The organism is Algoriphagus sp. (assembly GCF_030694375.1).
Classification (GTDB): Bacteria; Bacteroidota; Bacteroidia; order Cytophagales; family Cyclobacteriaceae; genus Algoriphagus.
In genome coordinates this window covers 32,634-58,607 of the sequence record NZ_JAUXYL010000010.1, presented here as the reverse complement: position 1 = coordinate 58,607, position 25,974 = coordinate 32,634, and the positions used below count along the sequence as shown (strand labels likewise).

The window sequence follows — 25,974 nt, the reverse complement described above, 5'->3', positions numbered from 1 at the left end:
TTGTTTTTATGGCTTATCGCATTCTTATCAAACCGACATAATAATCAGGATCCACCTTTACTTCACCCTGATGCTGTACTTTCAATTCTGACCAGGCAGTTTTGGACAGGATTCTCAGCTTTTTTCCTCCGATTTCCACATCCACAGGCATGGTGAAATTGGGTAAACAGGAGATCCATCGGTAAGAAAGGGTCTGATTGTCTGAGTAATAATATTCCAGAATCGGAACTCGGGCATCTCTTAAATACTGGTCAAAAACGGGTTTGAGATCCATCCCAAATGCCTGTGAAATAAAGCTTTCTACCTGTAATGTAGTCACGGTCTGATGATAAAACTCCTGATTTAAGCCTCGTAGGATCTGTCTCCACTTTTCGTCATCGTTGAGGATTTCCCGAAGCATATTGAGCAGGTTTCCTCCTTTGTAGTACATATCGCCCGAACCCCGCTGATTGAGGCCGTAAGTTCCGATGATCGGACGGTCATTGGCAATATTCATTCGGGTGCCGCGGACATATTCCTGCCCCGCTTCTTTCCCATAGTGAAAATCCAAAAAGAGGCTTTCCGAATAGTTGGTAAAACTCTCGTGGATCCACATATCTGCCACATCTTTGTAGGTAATATTATTGGCAAACCACTCATGTCCAGCTTCATGGATGATGATAAAGTCAAATTTCAGCCCCCAACCCGTGCCACTCAAATCCCGGCCCCGATAGCCCATTTGATAGCCGTTGCCATAGGTCACCGAACTCTGATGCTCCATACCCAAATAGGGTGCATCGACCAGTTTGAACCCATCTTCATAGAATGGATACGGCCCAAACCAATGTTCAAAAGCCTCCATCATTCTTCTTGCGTCCTGAAAATGAACTTTTGCTTTCTCCAGATTTTCGCGCAGCACAAAATAATCCATGTCCAAAGTGCCTTTTTCTCCGGCATACTTCTCTCCAAAATGCACGTAATCCCCAATGTTGATATTTACCCCGTAGTCATTGATTGGATTCACGACTGACCAATGGTAGGTGTTTTTTCCCTTACCTAGATCGATACCTACCAATCTGCCATTCGAGACGTCCATCAATCCTTCCGGTACCGTCACGCTGATCATCAGGCTGTCCACTTCATCGGCCGGATGATCTTTGAGTGGCCACCAAATGCTTGAACCGATGCCTTGATTGGATGAAGCAATAAAATGCTTCCCATTGCTGTCTTTTTGCCAAGTGATCCCTCCATCCCAAGGCGGTCGAATAGCTTCTTTGGGCTGTCCCTCGTAGTTGACGATCAGCTCTTCAAAGCTTCCGGGAACCTGCTTTTTCTTCAACCTTACCCAGTGCACTGCACCTTCTCGCTTGAAATCCAGCTTCTCTCCTTCTTGAAGAATGGAGGCAATCTTAAGTGGCTCTTGAAGGTCAATCTGTAAAACTTGCTGTTCGGATAGGACTCGGTATCGAATTGTATTTGAGCCTTTTATGGATTTTGATTCTGGGAAAATCTCTACTGCCAAATGATAATGATTCAGGTCCCACCATGCGCGTTCAGGAGTGATACTTCCACGCAAAGTGTCGGCACGGGTGAATTTTTGCTGGGCTTTCGCGATGGTGACTGAAAGAAATAATAGAAGATATATAGTCTGAAGAAACTTCATTGAATAGGAGATTTTAAATCAAAATTGGTTCAAGGTGAAAGTTGAAAATTAAAGATTATTCTTTTGAAAGATTTCAGCAAATTTCACTCGTTCCCCTCCTCTCCTTTTACTTTCATCAGCAGCTTCCATAAAAGCATAGATTTCAAGGGTCTCTTGGGGATCGATTGGTGATTTTTTAGTTCGGAAAAAGTCCGCGATCTGAATAGCTAAAGGTTCATACCCTTCAAATGGACCAAAAAACAGGTTCCCCTCCGTGCCAAAAGCGGTTCCTCCATAGTCGTGTTTTCCGCTTCGCATTCCTCGAAATGTCCCGATTCTTCCATCTTTCCAGGTTCCAACTACAACTTCGGAATCGGGAGTTGAAAAGCGGGTGACAGATTCGCAGCCCGTCCCCATTGCCGTGAAGAGAATTTCTACTCCATGAATCCCATACCAGAACAAGTCAGGATGACTGGGTTCCAAAGTTGCCGGGCTGAAGGCATCGCAGGCCAAAACTTTACCGATTTTGTTTTCGTGACGAACGGCATGGACATTCTTTTGGTAGCGAAGTGAAGAACAGGAAAATAGGGGCACTCCGGCAGCTTCAGCCTCTTGATAGATTTTCACAGCATCAGCCAATGACCCTGCCACAGGCTTATCAATAAATACCGGCTTTTTGGCTTTGAAAACCGCCCTAGCCTGCTCTAAATGAGGTTTTCCATCATTGGTTTCCAAAAGGACCACATCTACCTTTTGAAGTAGGTTTTCGATGGAATCCACAATTTCTACTCCCAATTCTTTGACCTGATCGATATATCCCGGAATGCGGTCCATGCTGGATTTGATATCCCTGCTGCCATAAGGGTAAGCCGCAACCACCCGAAAACCTGCCAATTCGGGCTTGGGATTTTCAGCATTAAAGAGCTTGGTAAAAGCGGGTGCATGGGAAGTGTCCAGACCGATGATTCCGATTTTGATGGGATTGGCTTGCTCATTTGCCAAAAGAGAAAAAGGCAAAGAACTTAAACTAGCTACTGCTCCAATAGCGGTTGTTTTCTTTATAAATGATCGGCGGGATGATTTCATAAATGATTGAATTGTATCTGTTTAAATCAATTTATTTAATGTTTTAATTTTTATATGTAGGACATTAACCAAACAATCCAGAAAATACAGATCGTGCCTTCAGCACTCTGGAAAACTATTCGTCTTTTAATCCCAGAATTTCATTCTGGGCTGTTATAGTACGTGCCTTCAGCACTGGATATAAACTTAACCTATCTAATTGCTCTGAAGGAGCAGCGTGTAATAGCCCCAAATGCAATTTGGGGTTATGTTTTGAAGATTCAATTTTGAGCACTGAAGGTGCGATCTAAAATTCATTTATAAATAAATTGAACATTATAGATCATGCCTTCAGCACCTTGGAAAACTATTCGTCTTTTAATCCCAGAATTGAATTCTGGCCTGCCTGACGGTAGGCAGGGCTTTTACAGAACGTGCTTTCAGCACTTTAAACCTTAAAGAAAATCTTCTTCCGATAAAGAAAATACAAGAACAACCACACCAACAACAATGCTCCCAAACTTTCCATCACCGGAAACCAATTTTCGCCTAAGGGTCGATATAAGCCTTCAAACAAAAGCCTTGACGTATGCCTGAAATTCACAAAGCGGTAGATCATGTAAATCGTCAAACTGTTCATCCCAACCACCACAAAGAAGAAAGCCCACTTTTGGAATTTCAGGATATCGATCATCCAGTAAAACAAAGCCATCGAAAGAAAAGCCATTCCTGAAGTAAGCATAATAAAGGAACTCGTCCACATCCGCTTGAATATCGGAAAATGAAGGTTCCACACCAGCGCGATTGCTATGCAAATCAAGCCCGTTCCCAAAAGTTGCTTGAGTTTTTGAACATCATTTAAATCGGATTTTCTCAAAATTTCCCCTGCAAAACATCCTAAAATGGTGAGGCAGATGGCTGGAAATGTGGTTAAAATTCCGAGTTCATCAAATTGGCCCTGAAGCAATCTTCCGGGAAGAAAAGTCCGGTCAAACCAACCTACCAAATTTCCCTCAAAACTCAAGTCTGCTACCCCAAAACCCGGAACGGGGATTAGAAACACAGCAGCGTAATAGAGCAATAGAATTCCTCCTACTATGATCAAACGTTTAGCAGTATTGAAATTCATAAATAACACCACAGTCACAAAACCCGCAATTCCAATTCGTCCGAGCACGCTTCCAAGCCGAATTTGTTCCCAATCGAAGAATGGAAAAGGCGCATTTTTGTCAAGCATGCCGAGACCAATCAGGATCATCATTCTCCAAAATGCTTTTCTATAAATCTGACCTTTTGGGGCATTGGCATCCATCAATTTTCCCAAAGAAAAAGGAATTGAAATACCCGCGACAAACAGGAAAAGCGGAAAAATGAAATCGTAAAAAGTAAATCCGATCCACTCCGGATGCTCAAACTGAAGAGCCAGTCCATCCAGCCAAGCCCAAGAAGTTTTGCCTTCGAAACTTCGGAAAAATGCATCCGCCCCGCAAATCATCAGCATGTCGAAACCCCGAAGTGCATCGATGGATATCAACCGTTTGGAAGGTTCTTTAAGCAGGATTTCCATTTCCTCAGATTTTTGGTTCCCAGCCCTTTTCATATTCCCTGCTCCAAAGCTTCATTGCTGCCTTGTCATTAAGAATTCTGCCATTGGATTGGTCCAGTTCCAAGGCTCTGCCTGTCCGGTAAGAAATATTGCCCAAATGGCACAGCATCACACTTTTTACGATTTCTTGATAAGGAGAAATCAGCTTCTCCCCTTTGGTAATGGCATTGGTGAAATTGGTAAAATGAGCAATATCCATGTCAAATCCAGCGCCTCGCTCATCTACCACGGTATTGCTTGTTGGCTCGGCGCTTTTCAAAAGCTTGTTTGCGTTATCATAGACTTTGTAGGAATTGTCGAGCAATTCAAGTGTTCCATTTTCCCCATGGAAAGAAACCCCCGAACCCATTTCGTTGATTCCTCTTCGGTTACAGCTTCTGCCTTCCCAGAGAATACTTTTTCCCTCTGCGAAATCAAAAGAGGCAGTCTGTGTATCAGGTGTTTGCCAATCGTCTTTGAAATGATAGCGTCCACCGCTCGAATAGGCTTTTTTTGCATAATCTACATTCAATCCCCAGCGCGCCAAATCAAGGAAATGGACGCCGTTATTGACGATTTCACCGGTTCCCCAGTTCCAGAACCAATGCCAATTGTAATGAATCAGATTGTCTTTGAATGCTGCTCTTGGGGCCGGTCCCTGCCAGAGTTCGAAATCCAGCCACTCGGGAACGGCGGCTGTTTTTCCGTAACCTATTGATTGGCGGTTGTTGGTGTACCAAGCACGGGCATAATAAGCTTTGCCGATTACGCCGCTGTGAAGTTCGGCGATCGCTTCCTGCACTCTGGGCCAACTACGACGCTGATTGCCCATTTGGACTATTTTTCCATAGGCGGATGTTGCCTTGGAAAGCAATTCCCCTTCTGCAGGATTGTGGCTTCCAGGCTTCTCAACATAAACGTGTTTTCCGGCTTTCAGTGCCATCAAAGCCATTGGAGTATGCCAATGGTCTGGCAAAGCAATGGAAATCGCATCTACGCTTTTATCGTCCAAAGCCCTTCGGAAATCAGCAATACCCTGTGGTTTGTTGGTGACTCCGGATTTTTCAGCGACGGCTAAACCATTGCTTACAGCTCTGGAATCTACATCACAGATGTGCGAAATTTCTGCATTCGGTACTTTTGCAAAAGCCTGAACATGCTGGGAACCCCGACCATTCACACCCATGATAGCAACACGAACCTTGTTCTCAACCGGATATTTTGACAAAATATTGAAAGAATGGGCGGAACTCATCACTCCCAAACCAAGTGTACCGGTTGCCACGGTTTTGATGAAATTCCTTCGATTGACGTCCTTCTTCATTAGATAAGTAGTTTTAGGGTTCTGGTAAATTCAGGCGGAATAGACTTCCCTCCCGTGTTTGATGGTTTTAATAACTTGAAGCTCACCATTTTCACTCATTCTGCAAAGGATCAAATCGGCAATCGCTCCTTCTTCGAAAATTTTATGACCTGGATTCAAAAGCTTTTCCGGACGAACTGAGGCCATTTCCCAAGCTTCGGGAAGTAAGGTGAGCTTGTTTTTTACCAGAAATGAAACTCCGCTGCGGATATTGGAAGCCGATCCGGCAAGGATCGACGGATTGGATGTGAGGTGTAGCTTCCCTTCCCGAGTCAAGGTCACTTCTCCTCCTATGTGAAGCTTATAATCCCCCGCGGGCATTCCTGCCAGAGAAACTGAGTCGCTGACCAATAGGAGCTTTTCGTTTTTTACCTTCTGAAAAACCTGAATCACTTCTGCCGGAAGATGAAATCCATCTGCAATTATAGAAGCTCCCAAAAGGTCCTGCGAAAGCTGAGACCAAAGGTAATTGGGATGACGTGCAAGTATCGGATGCATCCCATTGCCAAGATGGGTAGACAACCTTGCCCCGGCACTGACAGCATCCAAGATTTGTTGGTGAGTTGCATTCGTATGGCCGATGGAAACCAGAATACCGTAATCCACGCATCGCTCGATGAATGAATTGGAATTTTCCCATTCCGGTGAAAGGGTGATCATTTTGATCAAACCCTTGGACTCATTTTGCCACTTCTGCACCAAACTCCAGTCCGGTGGACGCACAAATTCTTTAGGATGCGCGCCTCTTGGTCCATCAATTGGCGATATAAAAGGCCCCTCAATATGCAATCCTTCGATGCTCATCCGGGACAGCTCATCCCCTTTCCGAAGAGAAACAATCTGATGGATTAATTTGCTGATTTGCTCGGCATCGTTGGTAATGATCGTCGGGAAATGTGTGGTAACGCCTTCTTGATACAAGAGCCTGGAAATCCCGGCTAAATTCATCGGATCTGATTGAATCTCATTGTAATCGATTCCTCCATAGCCATTGACCTGAATGTCTGTAAAACCCGGTCCGAGGAATAGGTCTTTGTCAATTGAAGATTGGGTTTCGGAGATGCTGTCGATGATTCCTTCGGAAAAAGAAATCTCGATCCCGGAGCTGTTACGGTATGAGTTGCCTTGGATTTTCATGAGGAGAAGGCCCATTTTCTAACTTTATGCCCATAAACAGCATAATAGACCAAGTAGAGATAACAGGGGAAAAGCACCCAATAGGCCAATCGGACATTGTACAGATCGGCCAGATAGCCATAAATCAAGGGCATGATGGCATTGCCGCAAAGCCCCATGATCATAATCGAAGCGCCCAGCTTGGTGAATCTGCCCAAGCCATCCAATGCCAAAGGCCAAATTCCCGCCCAAACCAGGGAATTGGCTAAACCCAAAAGGACAACAAACCAAATGGAAACATCAGAAGTGATGCCCATGAGAGTCACCTGACCTGAAGTGAAAATAATCATCAGGGTAAAAAGTGTCCCCAAAAGTGTACAGATACGCAAAATATTCACCTGGGAAATGAACTTGGGGATCAGTGAAATCCCGATCAGATAGCCCAAAATCGTAAAAGCCAGCGTATAGGATGGAAATACTTTGGCTTCCATCAAGCCTATCCCAAAGGAATCCGCATAAGCGATCACTGTATCGATCGCAATCACTTGAGTCCCGACATGCAGGAAAATCCCTAAAGCTCCCAACATCAAATGTGGAAACTGAAGAATGGAGGTTTTACCGGAATTGGCTTCTGCCACTTCGGCTGTTTCATGCTCGGTGTCTATCTCCGGCAAGGGCGAAAACCGCACAAAAATCCCCAAAGCCAAGAGCACGATACCGACTACGGTATAAGGCAAAATCACCCTTCGGATCAGCTCATCCAAGGCGGCATCTTTTGCGGCTGGGCTCATAATATCCAATTGCTGGAACATTTCATTGTCTCCTACCCTCAGGATCACTGCGGCAAAAAGAATCGGTGCCAAAATACCCGCTCCTTTGTTGAAAATGCCCATCACACTGATTCGTTGGGCTGCCCGCTCTTTAGGACCTAGAATGGTGACATAAGGATTGGCTGCGGTCTGAAGCACAGCTAAACCAGTTCCCAAAGTGAACAATCCCAAAAGGAAAATTTCATAGGTTCGGCTCATCGCTGCAGGCACAAAAATGAAGGCTCCAACTGCCATTGCGAAGAATCCGAACATCATGCCTTTCTTGAATCCGACCGCTTTGAGCAAATAGGAAGAAGGGACAGACATGACCAGATAGGAAATATAAAAGGCAAAAGCGACGAGGTAGGAATCGAAATTACTAAGCGTAAAGGCGATTTTGAAGTAAGGAATCAGGATGGCATTGACCCAAGAGACAAAGCCGAAAATGAAAAACAGCATCCCGATGATGCCAATAGAGATCCAAGTATCCCGTTGGCTAAGCTGATCGGCGCGCACCGCAGCAGTTTTGGTTGACATAGGCTGGTTTTGGGGTTTAAGCTTAAGAAAAATGGTGATTTCCTGGAAGCTGTGAGTGCCTGTCTGCCTCAGGCAGGTCTTCACTCACGGATTTTAGATCATTTCTCCTTTTGCCTTAAATACCAAATTTTATGTCATCCATCCAAAATTTTTCCGATCAATGGTTGAAAAGTAAGGATGAAAATGAGTAGAAAGAAAACTTTTAATGAAGTGAGTGTGGACACTCACTTCGGCAGACAATCTTTTCGCCCCTGTGAGTGTCTCCACTCACAGGAAACTACGTTATTTAACTATTTGAAAGCAAGGATGAAGCGGGTTCGTCCAAGAAAATCTGACAATCCAGATGGCTTTGAAGAATGGATGCAGGATTAAGATTGGATACTTTGCCTTCAAGACAGTCCTTCACTGCCTGGGCTTTTCTTCGATCCGGAACAGAACAAATAATAGACCTTGATTTCATAATTTGCTTGATCGACATGCTGATGGCTTGAGTAGGAACCTCCTCCAAACTTGGAAACCATCCTTCCCCCAATTGCTGCATGCGGCAAGCCTGATCCAATTCGACGACTAAATAAGGTTTTTCAGTCTCAAAATCAGCCGGTGGATCATTGAAGGCCAAATGCCCGTTTTCTCCGATTCCCACAAAAGCCACATCAATCGGATGGTTTTGAATTAAAGTCGAAAGCCGATCGCATTCCTCATCGGGATTTTTCTCTCCACTAATCAGGTGATAGGCTTTCAATTGTGGGACATGAGTGAAAAATCGCTCCATCAGATATTTTCTGAAACTGGCAGGATGTGAAATTGGAATTCCGATGTATTCGTCCAAGTGGAACACAGTCACCTTGCTCCAATCGATGTCTTTTTCTGTCAAAAGCTGACTCAAAGTCTCAAACTGACTGGTTCCTGTGGCAAGGATGATATTTGCAAAACCTTGCTTTCGTATGGCTTTTCGGATCAGTTCGGCGCCAATGCTTCCGGCCTTTTGGCCTAATTCGATAGGGTTTGGAGAAATGCTAAGAGTCATAGGCTAGGGCTTATTCAAGTTCTTCAATTCGGTATTCATAATCACTTTGTAAATCTTCATGCAAAGTGGAAATGAGCTTTTTGGCTTTTCCGATCTGAACATGATATAAATTATTGATCACAGGATGGCCATGCCTTTGATAGTCATATTTTTTCATCTGCTCGCAGAAGTAAAGAATCAATTCTGCTTGATCAGCTTTGTTTTTACTCAATTTGAGGGATTTATTGAGCTTGCGACGAATGGTCTGAGCAGCTTTTTTTGCCACATGATAATGACGGGTGTTAGCCAGCAGAAATGCCTCGTCCAACTCTTCTTTGACCGCATCCACAAACAAATTGGGCTGGTCACGCTCGTTGAGTTTAAAATAGAGAAAGGCCTTGTTTTCACGACTGAATTTGGCCAAATCGGTGATCAGCATAATCAATTCTTTTTCGGGAAGGTAGCTGAGGTCCTTTTTAAGATTGGCGAGACTGGGTATTTCCATACATTTTGACTTGGGTATTCAAAGATATCAGTTCAAGCCCAAATAGTATAAAAAAGAAAAACCATCTCATGGAGACGGTTTTTACTTTCAAACTCAAGCCAACTATTTTTTACAGTTTCCATCCTTTAGCTGGGCAAGGGTTGGATTGTAGGAATTAGAACTAACAGAGTAATTAGTGATTGTGCCTTCTTTGGCAATTTTTGTCAGTCCGCAAAGATCCGAAAGGCTCTCATTGCTTGATACGGAAACATTCACAGTTGCTCCAGTCCAATTAGCCAGACCATTAAGCGTATTGAGTGATTTATTGGAGGTGATACTAATCCCCAAAGCAATTTTTTCTAGTCCTGAAAGACCATTAATTTGAGTCAGTTTGGGATTGGAGTTAATCGAAAGTTGACTGCATGTTTTTAGGGCATTAAATCCATCCAAGTCTGTTAATTCGCTGTTGTTATGAAGAGTTAAGGTTCCGCTTGCGCCGGTACCTACCCTGTTGAGCTTAGCGAAAGCATGCATTTTTGGCAAAGAAGTGAGAAGAATTGTAAAATCCTGACCTACGGTGGTCAGATTGGCAAATCCACTTACATCGCTTAATTTTCCCAAGCGAGTTAGAGAGAAGACCGACTGAATGTCCGTTAGTGCTTTAAACCCTTTAATTTCCAAAAGCTTCGAACCATTTTGATCATCATTAATCAAGATGGCTTGGGCAGTTTTTAGACTGTTTAATCCATTGATCGAAGCGAGGTTGGGAACCGGAGTTGCAGCAAGATTGACAGAAAAAGTTCCGCTCAATTTTTCGAGTTTGTTAAAGCCATTCAGCGATTTCAAACCTTGGGTATGGTAAAACTCCAAGCTAAGTGCATCCTTGAGTTCAGGGAAATCCAAGGCTTCCAAAGAATAAAGTGTTGCAAAATAAAGTCGATGGGAGATTTTTTCCAATATTGGAGCATTGACAGAAGTCAGTGCTTTGGCATCATCGATAATAAAAAAACCCTGAATTTCCTTCAATTTAGGTAAATCCAAGATTTTCAAGCCGGGTGATACTGATATATTGATTCCCGAAAAATCGACAAGCCTTTCTAAGTTTGTGAAGGTGATGGATTCGATCTTTGGATTCCGGTTGATCAAAATCTGAAACCCTGATTTAATTTTTGAAGTGATTGCTGAAATATCTTTTAACTCGGGATTGTCTTGAATAACGGTATAATACAAATCTTGAACATTCAAACCAGTCCCATTTAGAGTTTCGAGTTTTTTGTTGTTTCTAATCCATACCCCTCTTTGTGGAATAATTTTTTGAATTCCGTTCAAATTGATTAGCTCATTATTTGCATCAAGTACCAAATAGCCCGAAGGATTCCCAGTGACGTTTGCCAAAAAGTCCAAATTTTTCAACAGCGTGTTTGATAACGTGAATTGGCTGGCATTAGTAATTGACCGGAACTTGGGCATAGAGATCGAGGAAAGAGATGCATTTAGATAGATACTAAATTCCTGCCCGTTTGAACCTATTTCCTCCAAATTGGGGAAAGTGATAGATTGTAAGCTGGGATTGGTATTAATGTACAGGCCGCCTGCCATGTTTTTGGTAATAAGTTTAGGGAAACCAATATTTCTCAGGTTACCATTATTCTGAATCCGAATGGCTTGTGTGATTTCTTCAACTTCAGCCAGTCCACCTAGCGTTTCGATATTTGTCTGACCGATAAAAAGTGTACCTATTTTTTTGAGAGAAGAAATTCCACCCAGGTCTTTAATAGCTGCAGTACTTAAACTCAAGCTTCCTACTTCAGTGTAAGCCGAGTCGATAAAAGCCTGAAGTTGCTGTGTAGTGGAAATGGTTATTGAACCTGTGAAAATTTTGGTCGGAGTTTGGTTACCCGGATCATTGGGCTCATTGCAGACTGAAATATTCTCCTTGAATTGGTAGGGCAATGAAGGATTTACAAAAATTTGGATGTCCTTACTTTTTTTACCGGATTGCACATCATAGATCGTCAATACCACATTATTGACCAGATCAGGGCCTTTTTGCTTCATGAAATAATTGATCGTAAACAAGCCGTCATTGAATATCGGTGCATAGGCCGAGGCAAGTACTTTATTTCCACTTCTCAGGCTCGCATAGGCATAGCCCTGTCTCAGGGCATTTTTATCACAATTGACGGTTTTTCCGTTCACATTGATGATGTAAGCACCTTTGCCATCTACAGGAGTTACAGGAGGAATTATCACTTCGATTTTTGATGTGGGAGCTTTGGTGAAATCTGCGTCATATTCTTTTTCGACTTTTTCAAAATCATCCGATTGAACGAATTCAGGCATAGGTACTGGTGTTTCACCCGGCACGGGGGTGTAGCGTTCATTGACGGGATATTCAGGGCCACCCGGCTGAAGTGGATAGATCTTCACGACAAGTTTTTCCTGTCCATCCAAGCCGTCAGGTAGTCTGATATCTTCCGTAAAATCGGCGGAAAAGGGGTTTTTGGAGGTTTTTGATGGATAGGTAAGGTTCCGATGGTAAACGGTGGAACCGGTACTTTTTCGTGTCACATGCACTGACATCCCCTTTTTCCCTCCTTCCATTTCTTTTAACAGATCTGTAAGCATATCGGGATTTCCGTCCGGACTTGTCGTTCCTAGCAGGTAATCAAAAAGCCACTTGATGGTCGTAGGTATAAAGCGGAAAGGATTCCATTTGTCAAAATTCCAGAGTGAAAAGTGGGATACCTCCCCTACATAAACACTCCCCTGTTTGGTTCCTTTTCCTTCTTCTTTCCATATTCCCTTCGCCTCGTCAAAAAACCACATCTCCATCGAAGCAGGGGCTTTAGCAACCATAGATGGAGGAATGGGAAGTGTTAAAATCGCCTTTGAACCTGCTTTGATTTTGAGTTCTTTTCCTGAATTGTCCAATAGCTCAATGTGAGCCATTCCATAGGATTCTAAAATCCCAATTTTTCCCTGAGCATTTTCAGCTATGAGGTCTCCTGGCACTCTCGCTATGAAATCGTGAGACGTTGGATTGATATAGGATGCCACCACATTGATTTGCCCCGAATAATTCTCCACGGCGTTTGCAGGAAGCTCCACCTGGATCCCTCCAGATATTCCGACTTTTCCGCCGGAAGCAGCGCTTATCGTGCCGATAGATTTCTTTTCAATTAACCGGAGCGTCGGAACTTGGGAAAGCTTATCCCGATAAGGCTCCACTACTCGATGCCCGTCAAAATATCCGGCTTTGCTGACTTCGATGTAGCCCCGGTCTCCGTCAATGGATACATCCGAAAAAGTGTAGATCCCATTGACGTCTGTCGCCGTTTGTCGTCCGCCTGCCTGGACAGTAGCTCCTACCAATGGATTGTTTTGCTCATCGATCACCCTTCCGATGAGATTTGTTTTTACAATTCCCTTTGGAGGACGGATTGGATTTTCCGAAATCGGAACCGTAGGATCTATTTCTTCAGGGTCTTTACAGGAAAAAAGGAATATAAATATTCCAAAAAGCAATAAAATGGATTGTAGATTTTTCATGGCTGTGTAGTTTGAATTTTGGAAAAACTTCAGGCTTTGAAGCATTCAAAATTGGTCTCATGAAATCCCGAAAAAAATACTCAATTTGGAGTAGAAGAAGCGAAAAATGCTATTTTTAATCCATGGGTAAGCGACTGATATACTGTCTTTTTTTCACCATTGTCACGTGTATGACCTTCGGTCAATCCGTAGAATTGAACTCCCTACGAACCAAAATCTATCAGGCAAAAACAGATTTAGAACGATTAAACGCCATCCTTGCCCTGTGCGAAGTCCATTATAACATTCCCCGGGATACCCTTGACAAATATGCCTATGAGGCTTATAGCCTTGCGCTACAGACAAAAAATGACTCGCTTATCTCATTGGGAGCATTCGCAAAAGCCCAGGATTATTACCGTTGGGGTTGGCTGGATAGTGCGGTTGTTCTGATAGACGGAGTGCTTCCGAGGCTAGCGTTTGACAACAAAGCGACTAGCGAGGGTTATTTTAAATTGATGAGACTGAAAGCCATTTCCAAAGGGGGACGCATGGACTACCTCGGAGCTTTGGATATTCTTTACCAATTGGTGAAGGAAGCAGAATCAATCGGGGATCTGCTTAACCTATCCATAAACCAGAATTCAATCGCCTCAATCGCACTTGCCAGAAATTACCCGGAGGAAGCACTTACTTGGATTAAAAAAGCAGAAACCAACTTGGGTCTAGGCTTGGATTTTCAAACTGCCAAAGCCTCTATTTTGATCAATAAGGCCAATGCTTTTATCCAACTTGAAAAAGAGGATTCCGCCGTTTTTTACATCAACAAGGGAGTGGAATTGAGCAAAGAAGTGAATAATCTGCCCATTTATTCGACAGCCCTACAGCGAAAATCAGAATTGGCATTGAAAAGAGGTGATCTGATAGAAGCTGAACATGCACTGATTGAACTTCTTGAAGCAAGGAAACTCACCGGTGATCAAAATTTATATGCAGATGATAAGGAGGCCCTTCTCAATTTTTATTTAAAATCCGGTCAAAATGAAAAGGTCATAAATCTGGCCAACAATATTTTGGAAGGAACAATGCCTGACCCGAATACTTTGGACTCCAACACATTCACAAACTCCATAAATCTACGATTAATTTATTTTGAGGCTTTGGCTAAAGCATACAAGGCATCCGGCAACTTGCAAAAGTATCAGGAGACGCTCGAACAGATCATCAAAGCAAAAGATGTCTTTTATACTATAAATTCAGAACGGGCCCTAGCTGAACTTCAAACACAATATGAGTTGCAGCAGAAGGAAAACACGATCATACAGCAACAGCTGGATCTGATTCGAAGAGAGCGGGTCGTTTACGGGACTTTAGCGGCATTAGCTATTGTCATCCTTTTGGCTGCACTTGGCTTGGTTTTTTCCAAAAGAAAGGAAAAAATCGAACGGGTTAAGTTTCAGGAAGCCGAAAAATTCAAAGCTCAAAAGTCAATTCTCGAAGCCAAAGAACAAGAGCGAAAACGAATCTCATCTGATCTTCATGATAATTTGGGAGCTTTTGCCGCTTCCATCACCTCAAACCTGGAATATATTAAATCTGATCATTTGGATGACTTGGGTAAAACAGCCTTACGAGAACTTCAACTCAATTCCCGGTCAATGATCAGCGAATTGAATGACACTATTTGGGCATTGAAAAATGACTCACTTAGACTTACTGCCCTCAGCGACAGACTCAAACTTTACCTTCAGCGATTAAATTCTTCCTATCCGAAAATTCAGATCAACTTTTACGAAGAAATCATGGAAGACAAGACATTGCCATCGGCTGAAGCATTTAACCTGTTTCGAATTCTTCAAGAGGCGACCAATAATGCTCTGAGGCACAGTGATTGTAAGCTGATCACGATTTCACTCAAATGTCATCAATCCTGGTCAGTTGAGGTAAAGGATGATGGCAGAGGCATAAACTCTGATACAACCAATTTTTCTGGAAATGGACTGGAAAACATGAAAAAACGCGCAAAAACTTCAGGATGGAGTATTTCATGGCAAGGGATTATTGGAGACAAAGGTACATCGGTTCGGATAGAACCTACTGCAAATTGATTATAGCCCATCCTGTTTTTTCCACAGAATTTTGAACCATGGAAATTTATCGTATCGCACTCGTAGAAGACAATCCTGTTAACGTAAGAAGTTTCCGATTGAAGACCGAGGGGAATAATGCCTTGAAAATGATGTTCATTGCTGATAACGGAAAATCCGCCCTTTCCGAATTGGAAGCATTGCACCATGGGAATTTACCTCAGGTGGTTTTTATGGATATTAAAATGCCTATAATGAATGGCATAGAAGCTATTCGGATCGGTAAAGCACTATATCCGCAAATTCATTTCTTGGTTTTAACGGTGTTCGATGATGAGGAGAATATATTTGAAGCAATCCAAGCCGGTGCTTCGGGTTATTTGCTTAAGCATGAACCTTCGGATAATATTTTACAATCGGTACAGAATGTCATTGAATTCGGTGGGGCACCGATGAGTCCGGGTATCGCCCGAAAGACGCTCCAATTACTTAGCAGGACAAATACGGTCTCAAAATCTTCCAAAATTGAATTGCCAGAATTACTCACTGAACGCGAAAAAGAAGTCCTTCGACACCTAATAAACGGCTGGGATGCAAAAAGAATTTCAGTTGAACTGGAAATTTCAACACTGACAATTCGTAAGCATATCGCAAACATATACCAAAAACTACATGTCAATTCGCAGGCACAAGTAATTAACCTAGCACATAAAAGTCACTGGCTTTGACCAAAGTCAATATATTCCTTTTAACAGGCCCATTTTTTCTGTTTTGGAATATCTTTTTGATTTGAATCAGGTTAATCTTTAAGTTTAACCTGCGAACGATAAACCCAATGGAAGCTTACGGACAAATTCTACTGATTGCCATGCCTGCATTTTTTGTGCTGGTATTGTTTGAAAAATTTTGGGGAATTTGGAAAGGAAATGACACTGTTCCATTGAACGACATGATTTCCAGTCTGAGTTCGGGAATGACCAATGTCACCAAGGATGTCTTGGGGCTCAGTCTGATTGTCATCTCTTATGAGTGGATGGTGAATCAATTCGAATTGGTTCAATTTGAAGCCACTTGGCTCACCTATGTAATAGCATTTATCGCTTTGGACTTTGCCGGATATTGGGCACATCGGATATCGCATGAATACAATATTTTTTGGAACAACCACATCATCCACCACAGCAGCGAGGAGTTTAATCTGGCCTGCGCCCTGCGACAAAGCATTTCTTCAATAGTTAAGATTTTCGGCATTTTCTTGATTCCTGCTGCAATTTTGGGTGTACCCCCACAAGTTATCGCTATTGTAGCTCCACTACATCTTTTTGCTCAGTTTTGGTATCATACTCAGCATATTAAGCGGATGGGTTTTTTGGAGAAAATCATCGTCACCCCCTCCCACCATCGCGTTCATCATGCGATTAACCCCGAGTACTTAGATAAAAATTATGGACAGATTTTCATCATTTGGGATAAAATATTCAATACCTATCAAGAAGAAAAGGAAGAAATTCCTGCCGTATATGGGGTAACACGTCCGGTCCAAACCTGGAATCCGATCAAGATTAACTTCATGCACCTTTGGCTTTTGATTAAAGACGCATGGAGAGCAAAAAGCTGGAAAGACAAACTCAAAATCTGGTTTATGCCTTTGGGTTGGAGACCTGCCGATGTTGCTAAAAACTATCCGGTGAACAAGATCGAGGATGTATATCACTTCGAAAAATACAATCCGCAACTTTCCAAAGGGATGTTGATTTGGAGTTTTGGTCAATTGATTGCACTCCTTTTTTTGCTTAGTTATTTATTTGGAAATCTGGCAACTATCGGTGCGCCTGGTATATTTTATTATGGCGGATTTGTCTTTTTGACTGTCTTTGCCTACACCGAACTGATGGATCGCAATCCGAATGCATGGGCCTGGGAATTGCTCAAGGTATCTTATGCGCTGTACTTCGTGGTGAATTCAGGAGATTGGTTTGAATTGAATAAGTTTTTGCCTGGTTCGGTTTATATTTTTGTCGGGTACCTGGTTATTTCAGCTTTCTTTTCAGTTTGGTTTTCTTTGCGAAAAGAAAAGCTTGAGCTTACCAACAAACTCCGGATGCAGTAAATGAAAGAACTTCAGCAGATCATTCAGGCCTACGAAGTCTGCAAAACCGAAAATCAACCGGTTGCATTGGCAACGGTTGTACAAGTGGATGGCTCGGCCTATCGTCGACCGGGAGCGCGAATGCTGGTGACTCAGGAAGGCAATCTTACCGGTGCAATCAGTGGTGGTTGTCTGGAAGGCGATGCGCTGCGCAAAGCCCAAGCAGTGATTTTTCAGCAGAAATCCATGCTTGTTACTTACGACACCACTGATGAAGACGATCAGAAATTCGGTGTGGGTCTGGGATGCAATGGAATCATCCATGTCCTGATTGAACCGATTGAGTTCATCAATCCGGAAAATCCCATTGAATTGATCAAAAAAGCATTTTCTGACCGAGAAATCTCACTTCTACTGACCCTTTTTTCGGTCCCCAATTCCAAATCAGAGCAGATCGGAACGATCTATTTGAAAAAAGGAAACCATGACTTTGGAAGTTTATCCAAAGTTCATGCGGATTTTAGACAGGTACTAGAAAAAGAAATCAGTGATTTCGATGCTCCGCAAAATGTCATTAAGTCCTATTCAAAATATCAGCAAGTTTCAGTTTTTTTTGAATTGATTAAGCCTCCGATTCGGGTTTTACTTTTCGGTGCAGGAAATGATACGGTACCCTTGGCCAAAATGGCTGATATTTTAGGCCTAGAGTTGATATTGATTGATGGAAGAAAAAACCTCGCAACTCAGACACGATTCCCTTCTGCAACGAAAATCCTTCAAGGTCCTGCTGAAGAAGTGATTGAACAAATCGAAACAGATCCCAACACAGTCGCACTCCTCATGACTCATAATTTTGAATATGAAGTGATTATCTTGGAGAAATTACTGACTTGCATGATTCCTTACATCGGAATTTTAGGACCCAAGCGCAAGACAGAAAAGCTGATTCAAAGGTTGGAAACTAAAGGAATTCAAGTTCATACCGATAATTTATACGCTCCTGTCGGAATTGAAATCGGAGCTGAAACATCCGAGGAAATTGCGCTTTCCATTTTGGCTGAAATCAAAGCAGTATTGAACAAAAAACAGCCTATTTTCCTCCGGGAAAAAGCCGGTCCAATCCACGAAAAGATTTAAAATGAAAACTGGAATAATCATACTTGCAGCCGGAGAATCAAGCCGGCTTGGCTACCCAAAACAAATCGCTAAATACAAGGATAAAACCTTGCTTCAGCTCGCAATAGATGCTGCAAATGGCTGTGAAGCTCATAAACGTATCTTGGTCCTCGGTGCAAACCGGGATGAAATCAAGAAGACATTTCCAGGTTCCAGCATCCCAAATATCCCGAATCCTCACTACGAAAAAGGGATGTCTTCCAGTCTTAAAATTGGCTTGGAGTATATGCTCAAATTTGACCAACCGGATCAGGTCATCATCATGCTGTGTGATCAGCCTTTTGTAGATGCGAAGATTCTGAACAAGTTGATCACTACTCAGGCGAAAGAAGGAAAAGGGATCGTAGCCTGTGGGTATTCAAAGACTGTTGGTGTACCGATTCTTTTTGGAAAAGCCTATTTTAAGGAATTGATGGAGCTCAAAGGTGACGAAGGTGCAAAGAAAATTGCACTTGCCCACGAGGAGGATTTGGTAAGTATCCCCTTTCCAAAAGGGAAAATTGATATTGACACGGAGGAGGATTTGCTACAATTGAAAAATTGAAAGATTTGAAGACCTGGTCCGCCGTGGCGGATTGAAAAATTAAAGCATGAAACTATTCTATATCCCCAAAAAATTCCTCCAGGTCTAGTTTAAAACCTTCTAATACAGTCGATTCGACCACATCACCTGAGGTCAGCAAACCTGAGGGAACATATTTTCCATTTATAAGCGTATAGATCAACAGATTCTGATTTTCGGGATGAATGATCCAATATTCCCGGACACCGTGTGACTCGTAGAGATTAAATTTATGCTTAAGTTCGGTCTTGCTGTTTCCCGGAGAAAGGATCTCCACAATTAAATCGGGCGCTCCGATGCATCCCCGATCGTCCAGCTTTTCGGGATCGCAAATCACACAGATATCCGGTTGCACGACATTATGAATTTTGTGATCTTCTTTGGATTCTTTTGGAAAACGGACATCAAATGGAGCATCATAGACTTGACATTTCTTTCCTTCCAAGAAAACATAAAGTCTAGATACCAACTTTACAGATACTTTTTGATGAATTCGCTTTGGTGCCGCCGCCGCTTTCTTGAAAATTTTTCCTTTGATCAGCTCCACTACTTCTTCAAACTGCCAAGTCAAATAATCAGCATAGGAATAGAGGCCATACTCAGCCTTAGGTTCTTCGACAGTATTTGGTTCTTTTCCAGTTTTCATGGTTAAATATACTGATAGGAAAGCATTTAATAGAAATTGGGTTTTATGTTTTTGCAATGATAACTGGTTAAAATTCAATTTTTCCGCAAGTCTTCAACCACTTTTTTCACCCAACTAATCGCATCCTCGATATCTTTTTCAGTGGTTCCTTTTCCCAAACTAAACCGAATCGATGCTCTGCCCAAATCGGAATTTATTCCCATCGCCTGAAGTACATGGCTGGGTTTGGGTGAAATTGAAGTACAGGCCGAACCCGAACTCACAGCAACTTTCTGATTGACTCTTCTGAGCAACTCCTCTCCTTCTACACCACCAAAAGCAATGTTCGTTACGTGTGGCAATCGGATTTCCTGACTTCCGTTCAGAAAAGTTCCCGAGATCTCCAGAATGCCTTTTTCCAATTTATCCCGAAGAGTTCCCAATCTACTTCCCTCCTGCTCCATTTGGTTCATTCTCAATTGAGCTGCGGCTCCAAACCCAACAATTCCCGGAACATTGAGCGTACCGCTCCGCATTCCTTTCTCATGTCCTCCTCCATGAATTTGAGCCAGTGGTTTGGGCAAATCGTGATTATGTCTTACGAAGAGAGCCCCTACTCCTTTTGGTCCGTATAGCTTATGCGCAGATATTGCCATCAGGTGAATTCCTTTAGTAAAAACAGGGATTTTACCCGCTGCCTGAACTGCATCTGTGAAAAAAATAACATTTCTCTTCTCGGCCAGTTCAGCGATTTTTTCCACCGGATGGATAATTCCCGTCTCATTATTTGCCCATATCAGGCAGATTAGTTTGGTGTGTGGAAGAATGGCTTTTTCCAGTTCGTCCAGACTGATTTCTCCTTTGGAATTCACTTCAAGGTAAGTGAGGTCAGCGCCTCTTTTTTGCAATTCGGCAAAGGTGTCCAAAACCGCCTTGTGCTCCGTTTTGCAAGTGATGTAATGCTGCTTTTCCCCAAGGTAGGCATCAAACGTTCCTTTGATTCCCAAATTTATTGCCTCAGTAGCTCCGGAAGTGAAAATGATTTCTTTGGATTTGGCCCCGATTAAATTGGCGACGTTTTCTCTAGCTTCTTCCACAGCATTTTCCGCTACCCAACCGTAAGGATGACTTTTGCTGGCAGCGTTTCCAAAGTGTGTTTCGAAGTACGGCAGCATTGCCTCAATGACCTCGGGTAGACAGGGCGTTGTGGCGTTGTAATCAAGATAAATGGGGTATTGCATGGCTTAAAAATAAGCTATTCTCTCCCGAATCACTTACAGATTTATGTAACTTCCATCTTTCTATCTTTAAAACCCATGCAAGAATCCTGGACTTTTGATTTTCCCAACACTGATTTTCCTGAAAATGAACTGAAAGCCATTTTAATAGAAAAAGAAAAAGATCTGGGTATTTTTTTGTCCTACTATTTCAAAAAAGATGGAGCAGTTTCTGAAAAAGTGAAACTGAAGAGCTCTCCACACTTTTCCTCTGCGACGGCGGGAAAACTGACTTTGGATTTTGACTTGGTTCATTTCAATGCTTGTTTGGCGATTCATGAAAAAGCCCGGGATGAAATGGAAATGACTTTTGAAATCGACCAGATAAATCAAAAAATTAAATTAATCGGAGCTTATTGGCCGAGCCGTGAGATGGACGAAATTTAGACGCCTGACATTAGACTTTAGATGTAAGACTTTAGTGTCATAAAAATTAGAAACATAATAAAGTCGCAATGACTTTGTCTAGAATCGGTTGTCCTATTCTGTTTCATGCGTCTTGTGTCTTGGATCTTTTTTCTAATATTGTCTCGTTCGTTTTTTGGTTGCAATTCCTACCAATTGGACTAATTTTGGCCTTGAATTTTAGGCTATGACAGAATCACTGAATTTTATTGAACATATCATCGAGGAAGACTTAGCGAATGGTTTTCACAAAGAAAAACTTCGCTTTCGATTTCCTCCCGAACCTAACGGCTACCTACACATCGGACATGCAGCATCTATTTGTCTGAATTTTGGTTTAGGCGAAAAGTATAATGCTCCGGTCAACCTCCGCTTTGATGACACCAATCCTTCCAAAGAGGAACAGGAATACGTGGACGCCATTAAGCGGGATATCGCTTGGCTTGGCTTCAGCTGGGCCAATGAGTGCTATGCCTCAGATTATTTTCAGCAGCTTCACGATTGGGCTGTTCAATTGATCAAAGAAGACAAGGCCTATGTAGATCAGCAAACTTCTGAGCAAATAGCTGCCCAAAAGGGTACACCAACTACAGTCGGAACTGCAAGTCCTTATCGTAATCGCCCTAGTTCAGAGAGCTTGGATTTGTTTGAGCGAATGAAAAATGGGGAATTCGCGGCTGGAAGTTATGTTCTACGTGCCAAAATCGACATGTCATCACCTAACATGCACATGCGGGATCCGATTTTGTATCGAATCATCAATGCACACCACCATCGCACCGGGAATAAATGGTGCATTTATCCCATGTATGATTGGGCACATGGCGAGTCAGATTATATCGAGCAGGTTTCTCATTCGCTTTGTACCTTGGAGTTCAAAGCTCATCGGGAACTTTACGATTGGTACATCGATCAGATCTATGATTCGAAGCTACTGAGACCGAAGCAACGGGAGTTTGCCCGACGCAATCTGAGCTATACTGTAATGAGTAAGCGAAAGCTACTCGAACTGGTGCAGAACAAAGTGGTAGCGGGTTGGGATGATCCCCGAATGCCTACCATTTCCGGCTTAAGAAGAAGAGGTTACACCCCAACTTCAATTCGTAAATTCAGTGATTTGGCAGGTATTGCAAAGCGTGACAATGTGACCGATGTCTCCTTGCTGGAGTTTTGTATCCGCGAAGATTTGAATAAAACCGCCACCCGTGTGATGGCGGTATTGAATCCGGTAAAATTGGTCATTACCAATTACCCTGAAGGGAAGGTTGAATTCCTTGAGATGGAAAATAATCCCGAGCAACCTGATTCAGGAACTCATGAGGTGCCTTTTTCCAGAGAATTATACATCGAGCGGGAAGATTTTAAAGAAGATGGAGGTAAAAATTTCTTCCGCCTTTCCTTAGGAAATGAAGTTCGGCTGAAAAGTGCCTATTTCATCAAAGCGGAGTCTGTAGTAAAGGATGAAGCTGGAACTATCCTTGAGATCCACTGTACCTATGATCCTGAATCCCGATCCGGAAGCGGATCCGAGGCCAGTCAGCGAAAAGTAAAAGGAACGCTTCATTGGGTTTCTATTGCACATGCGATTAAGGCTGTGGTTAGGGAATACGATCGCTTGTTTTTGGAAGAAGCGCCGGATTCGCATGAGGAAAAGAATTTCATGGAATTCATGAACCCCAACTCTCTGAATAGTATCAATGAAGCATATCTCGAGCCTTTTTTGGCCAATGCAACCTTGGATGAAAAGTATCAATTCCAACGATTGGGATACTTTACTTTGGATTTGGATTCCTCGGATGGAAAACTGGTATTTAACAAAACGGTAGGTTTGAAAGATACTTGGGCTAAACAGAATACGGAAACTCCAGCCCAAAATCAGCCTAAGCCCCAAACCTCGGTACAAGCCCAGAGTCAGCGATCTGCCTTGAATGAGATTCAACAAATCGGCAAAAAACTGACCAATCTCTCCGGTGAAAAATTGGAAACCGCAATGAACTCAATTCGGGAATTTGCTGAAGATGTCACCTATGATGAATTAGAGCCGCTTTTTGGTACTGCTTCAAAGAAGACAGGAACCCGAATCGGTGTCCTTCTTTCGGTGGGGGTTTTGTTGAAAAACGGTCAGGTTAAAAATCAGGCAATTTCAGATTTTATTGAATCCTGTAAGAATGATGAAAATGAAATTTTGAAAGTTGAAGCTGAGAAGTTGGGATAAAACTTGATTTTCTTTGAAGTATCAGGCCTACCTTATTTTCAAAATATGGTAGGTCTTTTTTTAACCACATAGTCACATAAGAAAAAAATATCATAAAGGTGTTTTCACTCAAAACTATGTGGCTATGTGGTAAAATTCATCATCCCATCACCCGCTAATCCTTAAGCTGGACAATTTTAAATGGAAATGCTGCTTCCGGAGAAGCAGCATAACTCATAATAATTTCAAATCTCTAATTTCAAACCTAGAATTTCTACGCTCTTCTAATTTCCAGCTTAATATCAGAGAATTCTTTTTGCTCGATAAATGGCTGACTTCTCAGTCTTCTGCCTGTAGCAGAGAAGATCGCGTTGGCTATTGCTCCTCCTGTAGGTGGAAGTGCAGGTTCGCCCAATCCTGTCGGATCAAAGCCTGTATCCAAGAAGTGCGTATCAATCTCAGGAACTTCCTTCATTCGGATCAATCGATAGGAATCGAAGTTTTTCTGCTTTGGAACCCCATTTTCGAAGGTCAGATTCCCGTACATCGCATGACCCATTCCATCCACAATTCCGCCGCGAACTTGGTGGTTAGCTCCGATTGGATTCACCACCATTCCGCAGTCGGTGACGGCAGTTACCTTTTTGAGTACAGGCGTTCCTCCCTCCATCGCAATGTCAGCTACTTGAGCTACATATGATCTATGTGAATAATAAACACTAAAGCCTTGCTTTACATTCGGATCTTTTCCCCAGTTGGATTTCTCAGCGGCGGCTTTCACCACACCAATCATCCGATCAACATCGTATCCCAACTCTCCCCCTACAGGTGAAGTTTTGGCTTGCTGTAATAAATCCAATCGGAACTGGACAGGATCTTTTCCGGCGGCAAGCGCTACTTCATCCAAGAAACTTTGCTCGGCATAAGCCAAGAAATTTGTGATTGGCGCTCTCCAAGCATTGGTTGTAATGCTTGACTTATGTTCAATACTTTCAATTAAGACATTTGCTACGGCTCCGGATGGGAAGTTATTCTCTCTGGTACAGTTTCCGGCATTCATCCCAACTCCTCGCAGTTTGTATGCTATCATATTTCCTGATGCATCCAAACCTGCTTCAAATCGGTATCTGACTGCCGGACGATAAGCACCACCAGTCAACTCATCTTCACGACTCCAGGTCACTTTTACAGGTGCATTCATCGCTCGGGAAACTTCCACAGCTTCTTCTACATAATCTGCTCGTAGTCTTCTGCCGAATCCACCGCCCAAACGTGTAATTTCCACTGTGATATTTTCTAAAGGAATGCCTAAAAGTTGGGCAGTTGCCTGTCTGGCACGATCCGGAGTTTGGGTTGGGCCGATGAGTTCGACTTTGTCCCCCTTCACATGAGCAAAAAAGTTTTCTGGTTCCATTGGAGAATGAGCAATGAAAGGACATTGATATTCTGCGGTCACAACTTGCGCAGCACCTTTAAATGCAGCATCAAAATTCCCGTCTTTCCGCTTCACGTCCGGTTTTCCATTCAACATTAATTCCGCAAAAATCCTGTCATGATCTGCCGTACTTTCTACTGCTCCATCCGGCTCATAATCTATTCGAAGTAATTTCTTCGCCTTCAACAATGGCCAGGTGGATTCACCAACTACAGCCACACTTGTTCCAAAAGTGACGACGTCTTTTACTCCTGATACACCTCTCGCTGCCGAATCATCTACAGCCTTGATTTTCATTCCAAAAGGAGCTCGCTGAATCATGGCATGCAGCATTCCCTCCCGGTAGAAATCCAGTCCATACATTGGCTTACCGGTGTACATTTCTTTGGCATCCACATTTTTCACTGCGGTTCCAATGATTTTGAAATCCTTTTTATCCTTTAATGTCACCTCCTCAGGGGCTGTCATTGTAGCAGCTTCGGCTACGAATTCGCCGAAATGACCACTTTTTCCCGATCCTTTGTGAGAAATAACCCCTTTCTCCACCGTGATCTCTGAGGCATTTACATTCCAGGCTTTAGCAGCCGCCGCAACCAAAACAAATTTGGCAGTTGCTCCGGCTTTTCTCAGTCTTTCCCAGCTATGCGGCATTGCACCGGATCCACCGGTCAGTTGACGGTCGTATTTTTCGGTGTCCAGATTGGCTTGGAGTACACGAACTTTCTCCCAGTCCGCATCCAATTCTTCCGCCACAACCATTGGAAATGAGGTTTTGATATTTTGTCCTAATTCTGGATTTGGCGAATAAATCACTACATCTCCAGAAGGTGAAATGGATAAATAACTGTTGAATGATTTGGCTTGGGAAAGAATTTCCTCTGTGCTGAGCACCTCCATCTTGGGAGAATCGCAGCTAAACCAGCTAAATCCGATGACTAATCCACCGACTGAGGATCCCGCAATTTTGAGGAAGTCCCTTCTGCTTGCTTTTGTAAGTGTTGTCATGA

General features: G+C 42.8%; 19 protein-coding genes. 7 read left to right on the top strand and 12 right to left on the bottom strand.

Going from position 1 to position 25,974, the window contains the following annotated elements; translation table 11 throughout:
* Window positions 1-13: 13 nt before the first annotated feature.
* The 9 genes from Q8M62_RS03510 to Q8M62_RS03470 all read right to left on the bottom strand — a co-directional run bounded on the left by Q8M62_RS03510 (window position 14) and on the right by Q8M62_RS03470 (window position 13,138).
* A complete protein-coding gene (locus tag Q8M62_RS03510; protein WP_304899607.1) occupies window positions 14-1,642 on the bottom strand; it encodes a M1 family metallopeptidase in 1,629 nt (542 codons plus the stop codon).
* Between the two features lie 48 nt (window positions 1,643-1,690).
* Window positions 1,691-2,707 carry a Gfo/Idh/MocA family protein gene (locus tag Q8M62_RS03505; RefSeq protein WP_304899606.1) on the bottom strand — a complete coding sequence of 339 codons (1,017 nt, stop codon included), beginning with the start codon at window positions 2,705-2,707 and terminating at the stop codon, window positions 1,691-1,693.
* A 427-nt stretch (window positions 2,708-3,134) separates the two neighbouring features.
* Window positions 3,135-4,253: an acyltransferase family protein gene (locus tag Q8M62_RS03500; protein WP_304899605.1), complete on the bottom strand. Its 1,119-nt coding sequence runs from the start codon at window positions 4,251-4,253 to the stop codon at window positions 3,135-3,137.
* 4 nt (window positions 4,254-4,257) lie between these two features.
* The gene (locus Q8M62_RS03495; protein ID WP_304899604.1) at window positions 4,258-5,595 is read right to left on the bottom strand and encodes a Gfo/Idh/MocA family protein; all 1,338 of its coding nucleotides are present in this window, start codon (window positions 5,593-5,595) and stop codon (window positions 4,258-4,260) included.
* Window positions 5,596-5,625: 30 nt separating this feature from the next.
* Window positions 5,626-6,786, bottom strand: a complete 1,161-nt coding sequence (locus tag Q8M62_RS03490; RefSeq protein ID WP_305668014.1) for an N-acetylglucosamine-6-phosphate deacetylase — start codon at window positions 6,784-6,786, stop codon at window positions 5,626-5,628.
* Window positions 6,768-8,096 carry a sugar MFS transporter gene (locus Q8M62_RS03485; RefSeq protein ID WP_304899602.1) on the bottom strand — a complete coding sequence of 443 codons (1,329 nt, stop codon included), beginning with the start codon at window positions 8,094-8,096 and terminating at the stop codon, window positions 6,768-6,770. The genes Q8M62_RS03490 and Q8M62_RS03485 overlap by 19 nt, the downstream gene beginning before the upstream one ends.
* A gap of 286 nt (window positions 8,097-8,382) precedes the next feature.
* Window positions 8,383-9,123, bottom strand: coding sequence for a glucosamine-6-phosphate deaminase (locus Q8M62_RS03480; RefSeq protein WP_304899601.1), 741 nt, complete (start codon window positions 9,121-9,123; stop codon window positions 8,383-8,385).
* 10 nt (window positions 9,124-9,133) lie between these two features.
* Entirely contained in the window at window positions 9,134-9,607 is a 474-nt protein-coding gene (locus Q8M62_RS03475; RefSeq protein WP_304899600.1) for a hypothetical protein, read from the bottom strand.
* Between the two features lie 102 nt (window positions 9,608-9,709).
* Window positions 9,710-13,138 carry a hypothetical protein gene (locus Q8M62_RS03470; protein ID WP_304899599.1) on the bottom strand — a complete coding sequence of 1,143 codons (3,429 nt, stop codon included), beginning with the start codon at window positions 13,136-13,138 and terminating at the stop codon, window positions 9,710-9,712.
* Window positions 13,139-13,332: 194 nt separating this feature from the next.
* Between Q8M62_RS03470 and Q8M62_RS03465 the strand changes: the two genes are divergently transcribed.
* The 5 genes from Q8M62_RS03465 (at window position 13,333) to Q8M62_RS03445 (ending at window position 19,013) form a co-directional block, all read left to right on the top strand.
* Window positions 13,333-15,225: an ATP-binding protein gene (locus Q8M62_RS03465; RefSeq protein WP_304899598.1), complete on the top strand. Its 1,893-nt coding sequence runs from the start codon at window positions 13,333-13,335 to the stop codon at window positions 15,223-15,225.
* Window positions 15,226-15,263: 38 nt separating this feature from the next.
* Complete coding sequence (locus Q8M62_RS03460; protein WP_304899597.1) at window positions 15,264-15,932, top strand: response regulator transcription factor; 669 nt, start codon at window positions 15,264-15,266, stop codon at window positions 15,930-15,932.
* A 107-nt stretch (window positions 15,933-16,039) separates the two neighbouring features.
* Window positions 16,040-17,314 (top strand): sterol desaturase family protein, encoded by a 1,275-nt coding sequence (locus Q8M62_RS03455; protein ID WP_304899596.1) that lies wholly within the window; start codon window positions 16,040-16,042, stop codon window positions 17,312-17,314.
* Window positions 17,315-18,430 (top strand): XdhC family protein, encoded by a 1,116-nt coding sequence (locus Q8M62_RS03450; protein ID WP_304899595.1) that lies wholly within the window; start codon window positions 17,315-17,317, stop codon window positions 18,428-18,430.
* A gap of 1 nt (window position 18,431) precedes the next feature.
* Entirely contained in the window at window positions 18,432-19,013 is a 582-nt protein-coding gene (locus Q8M62_RS03445) for a nucleotidyltransferase family protein (protein WP_304899594.1), read from the top strand.
* 52 nt (window positions 19,014-19,065) lie between these two features.
* Here Q8M62_RS03445 and Q8M62_RS03440 read toward each other — a convergent pair whose 3' ends face one another.
* Both Q8M62_RS03440 and Q8M62_RS03435 read right to left on the bottom strand, forming a co-directional pair.
* Entirely contained in the window at window positions 19,066-19,677 is a 612-nt protein-coding gene (locus tag Q8M62_RS03440) for a Uma2 family endonuclease (protein WP_304899593.1), read from the bottom strand.
* Between the two features lie 74 nt (window positions 19,678-19,751).
* Window positions 19,752-20,897 carry a cysteine desulfurase family protein gene (locus tag Q8M62_RS03435; RefSeq protein ID WP_304899592.1) on the bottom strand — a complete coding sequence of 382 codons (1,146 nt, stop codon included), beginning with the start codon at window positions 20,895-20,897 and terminating at the stop codon, window positions 19,752-19,754.
* Between the two features lie 75 nt (window positions 20,898-20,972).
* Between Q8M62_RS03435 and Q8M62_RS03430 the strand changes: the two genes are divergently transcribed.
* Together Q8M62_RS03430 and Q8M62_RS03425 are read left to right on the top strand one after the other, a co-directional pair.
* On the top strand, window positions 20,973-21,320 hold the full coding sequence (locus tag Q8M62_RS03430) for a hypothetical protein (protein WP_304899591.1): 348 nt from the start codon (window positions 20,973-20,975) through the stop codon (window positions 21,318-21,320).
* 205 nt (window positions 21,321-21,525) lie between these two features.
* Window positions 21,526-23,553, top strand: a complete 2,028-nt coding sequence (locus tag Q8M62_RS03425; protein ID WP_304899590.1) for a glutamine--tRNA ligase/YqeY domain fusion protein — start codon at window positions 21,526-21,528, stop codon at window positions 23,551-23,553.
* 253 nt (window positions 23,554-23,806) lie between these two features.
* Here Q8M62_RS03425 and Q8M62_RS03420 read toward each other — a convergent pair whose 3' ends face one another.
* Window positions 23,807-25,972 (bottom strand): xanthine dehydrogenase family protein molybdopterin-binding subunit, encoded by a 2,166-nt coding sequence (locus tag Q8M62_RS03420; protein WP_304899589.1) that lies wholly within the window; start codon window positions 25,970-25,972, stop codon window positions 23,807-23,809.
* Window positions 25,973-25,974 lie beyond the last annotated feature (2 nt).

Coding starts and splice junctions, on each gene's coding strand:
- Q8M62_RS03490 (WP_305668014.1), bottom strand. CDS start 6,786: ATGGGCCTTCTCCTCATGAAAATCCAAGGCAACTCATACCGTAACAGC.
- Q8M62_RS03420 (WP_304899589.1), bottom strand. CDS start 25,972: ATGACAACACTTACAAAAGCAAGCAGAAGGGACTTCCTCAAAATTGCG.
- Q8M62_RS03505 (WP_304899606.1), bottom strand. CDS start 2,707: ATGAAATCATCCCGCCGATCATTTATAAAGAAAACAACCGCTATTGGA.
- Q8M62_RS03445 (WP_304899594.1), top strand. CDS start 18,432: ATGAAAACTGGAATAATCATACTTGCAGCCGGAGAATCAAGCCGGCTT.
- Q8M62_RS03435 (WP_304899592.1), bottom strand. CDS start 20,897: ATGCAATACCCCATTTATCTTGATTACAACGCCACAACGCCCTGTCTA.
- Q8M62_RS03495 (WP_304899604.1), bottom strand. CDS start 5,595: ATGAAGAAGGACGTCAATCGAAGGAATTTCATCAAAACCGTGGCAACC.
- Q8M62_RS03475 (WP_304899600.1), bottom strand. CDS start 9,607: ATGGAAATACCCAGTCTCGCCAATCTTAAAAAGGACCTCAGCTACCTT.
- Q8M62_RS03470 (WP_304899599.1), bottom strand. CDS start 13,138: ATGAAAAATCTACAATCCATTTTATTGCTTTTTGGAATATTTATATTC.
- Q8M62_RS03480 (WP_304899601.1), bottom strand. CDS start 9,123: ATGACTCTTAGCATTTCTCCAAACCCTATCGAATTAGGCCAAAAGGCC.
- Q8M62_RS03485 (WP_304899602.1), bottom strand. CDS start 8,096: ATGTCAACCAAAACTGCTGCGGTGCGCGCCGATCAGCTTAGCCAACGG.
- Q8M62_RS03460 (WP_304899597.1), top strand. CDS start 15,264: ATGGAAATTTATCGTATCGCACTCGTAGAAGACAATCCTGTTAACGTA.
- Q8M62_RS03500 (WP_304899605.1), bottom strand. CDS start 4,253: ATGGAAATCCTGCTTAAAGAACCTTCCAAACGGTTGATATCCATCGAT.
- Q8M62_RS03430 (WP_304899591.1), top strand. CDS start 20,973: ATGCAAGAATCCTGGACTTTTGATTTTCCCAACACTGATTTTCCTGAA.
- Q8M62_RS03455 (WP_304899596.1), top strand. CDS start 16,040: ATGGAAGCTTACGGACAAATTCTACTGATTGCCATGCCTGCATTTTTT.
- Q8M62_RS03425 (WP_304899590.1), top strand. CDS start 21,526: ATGACAGAATCACTGAATTTTATTGAACATATCATCGAGGAAGACTTA.
- Q8M62_RS03440 (WP_304899593.1), bottom strand. CDS start 19,677: ATGAAAACTGGAAAAGAACCAAATACTGTCGAAGAACCTAAGGCTGAG.
- Q8M62_RS03510 (WP_304899607.1), bottom strand. CDS start 1,642: ATGAAGTTTCTTCAGACTATATATCTTCTATTATTTCTTTCAGTCACC.
- Q8M62_RS03450 (WP_304899595.1), top strand. CDS start 17,315: ATGAAAGAACTTCAGCAGATCATTCAGGCCTACGAAGTCTGCAAAACC.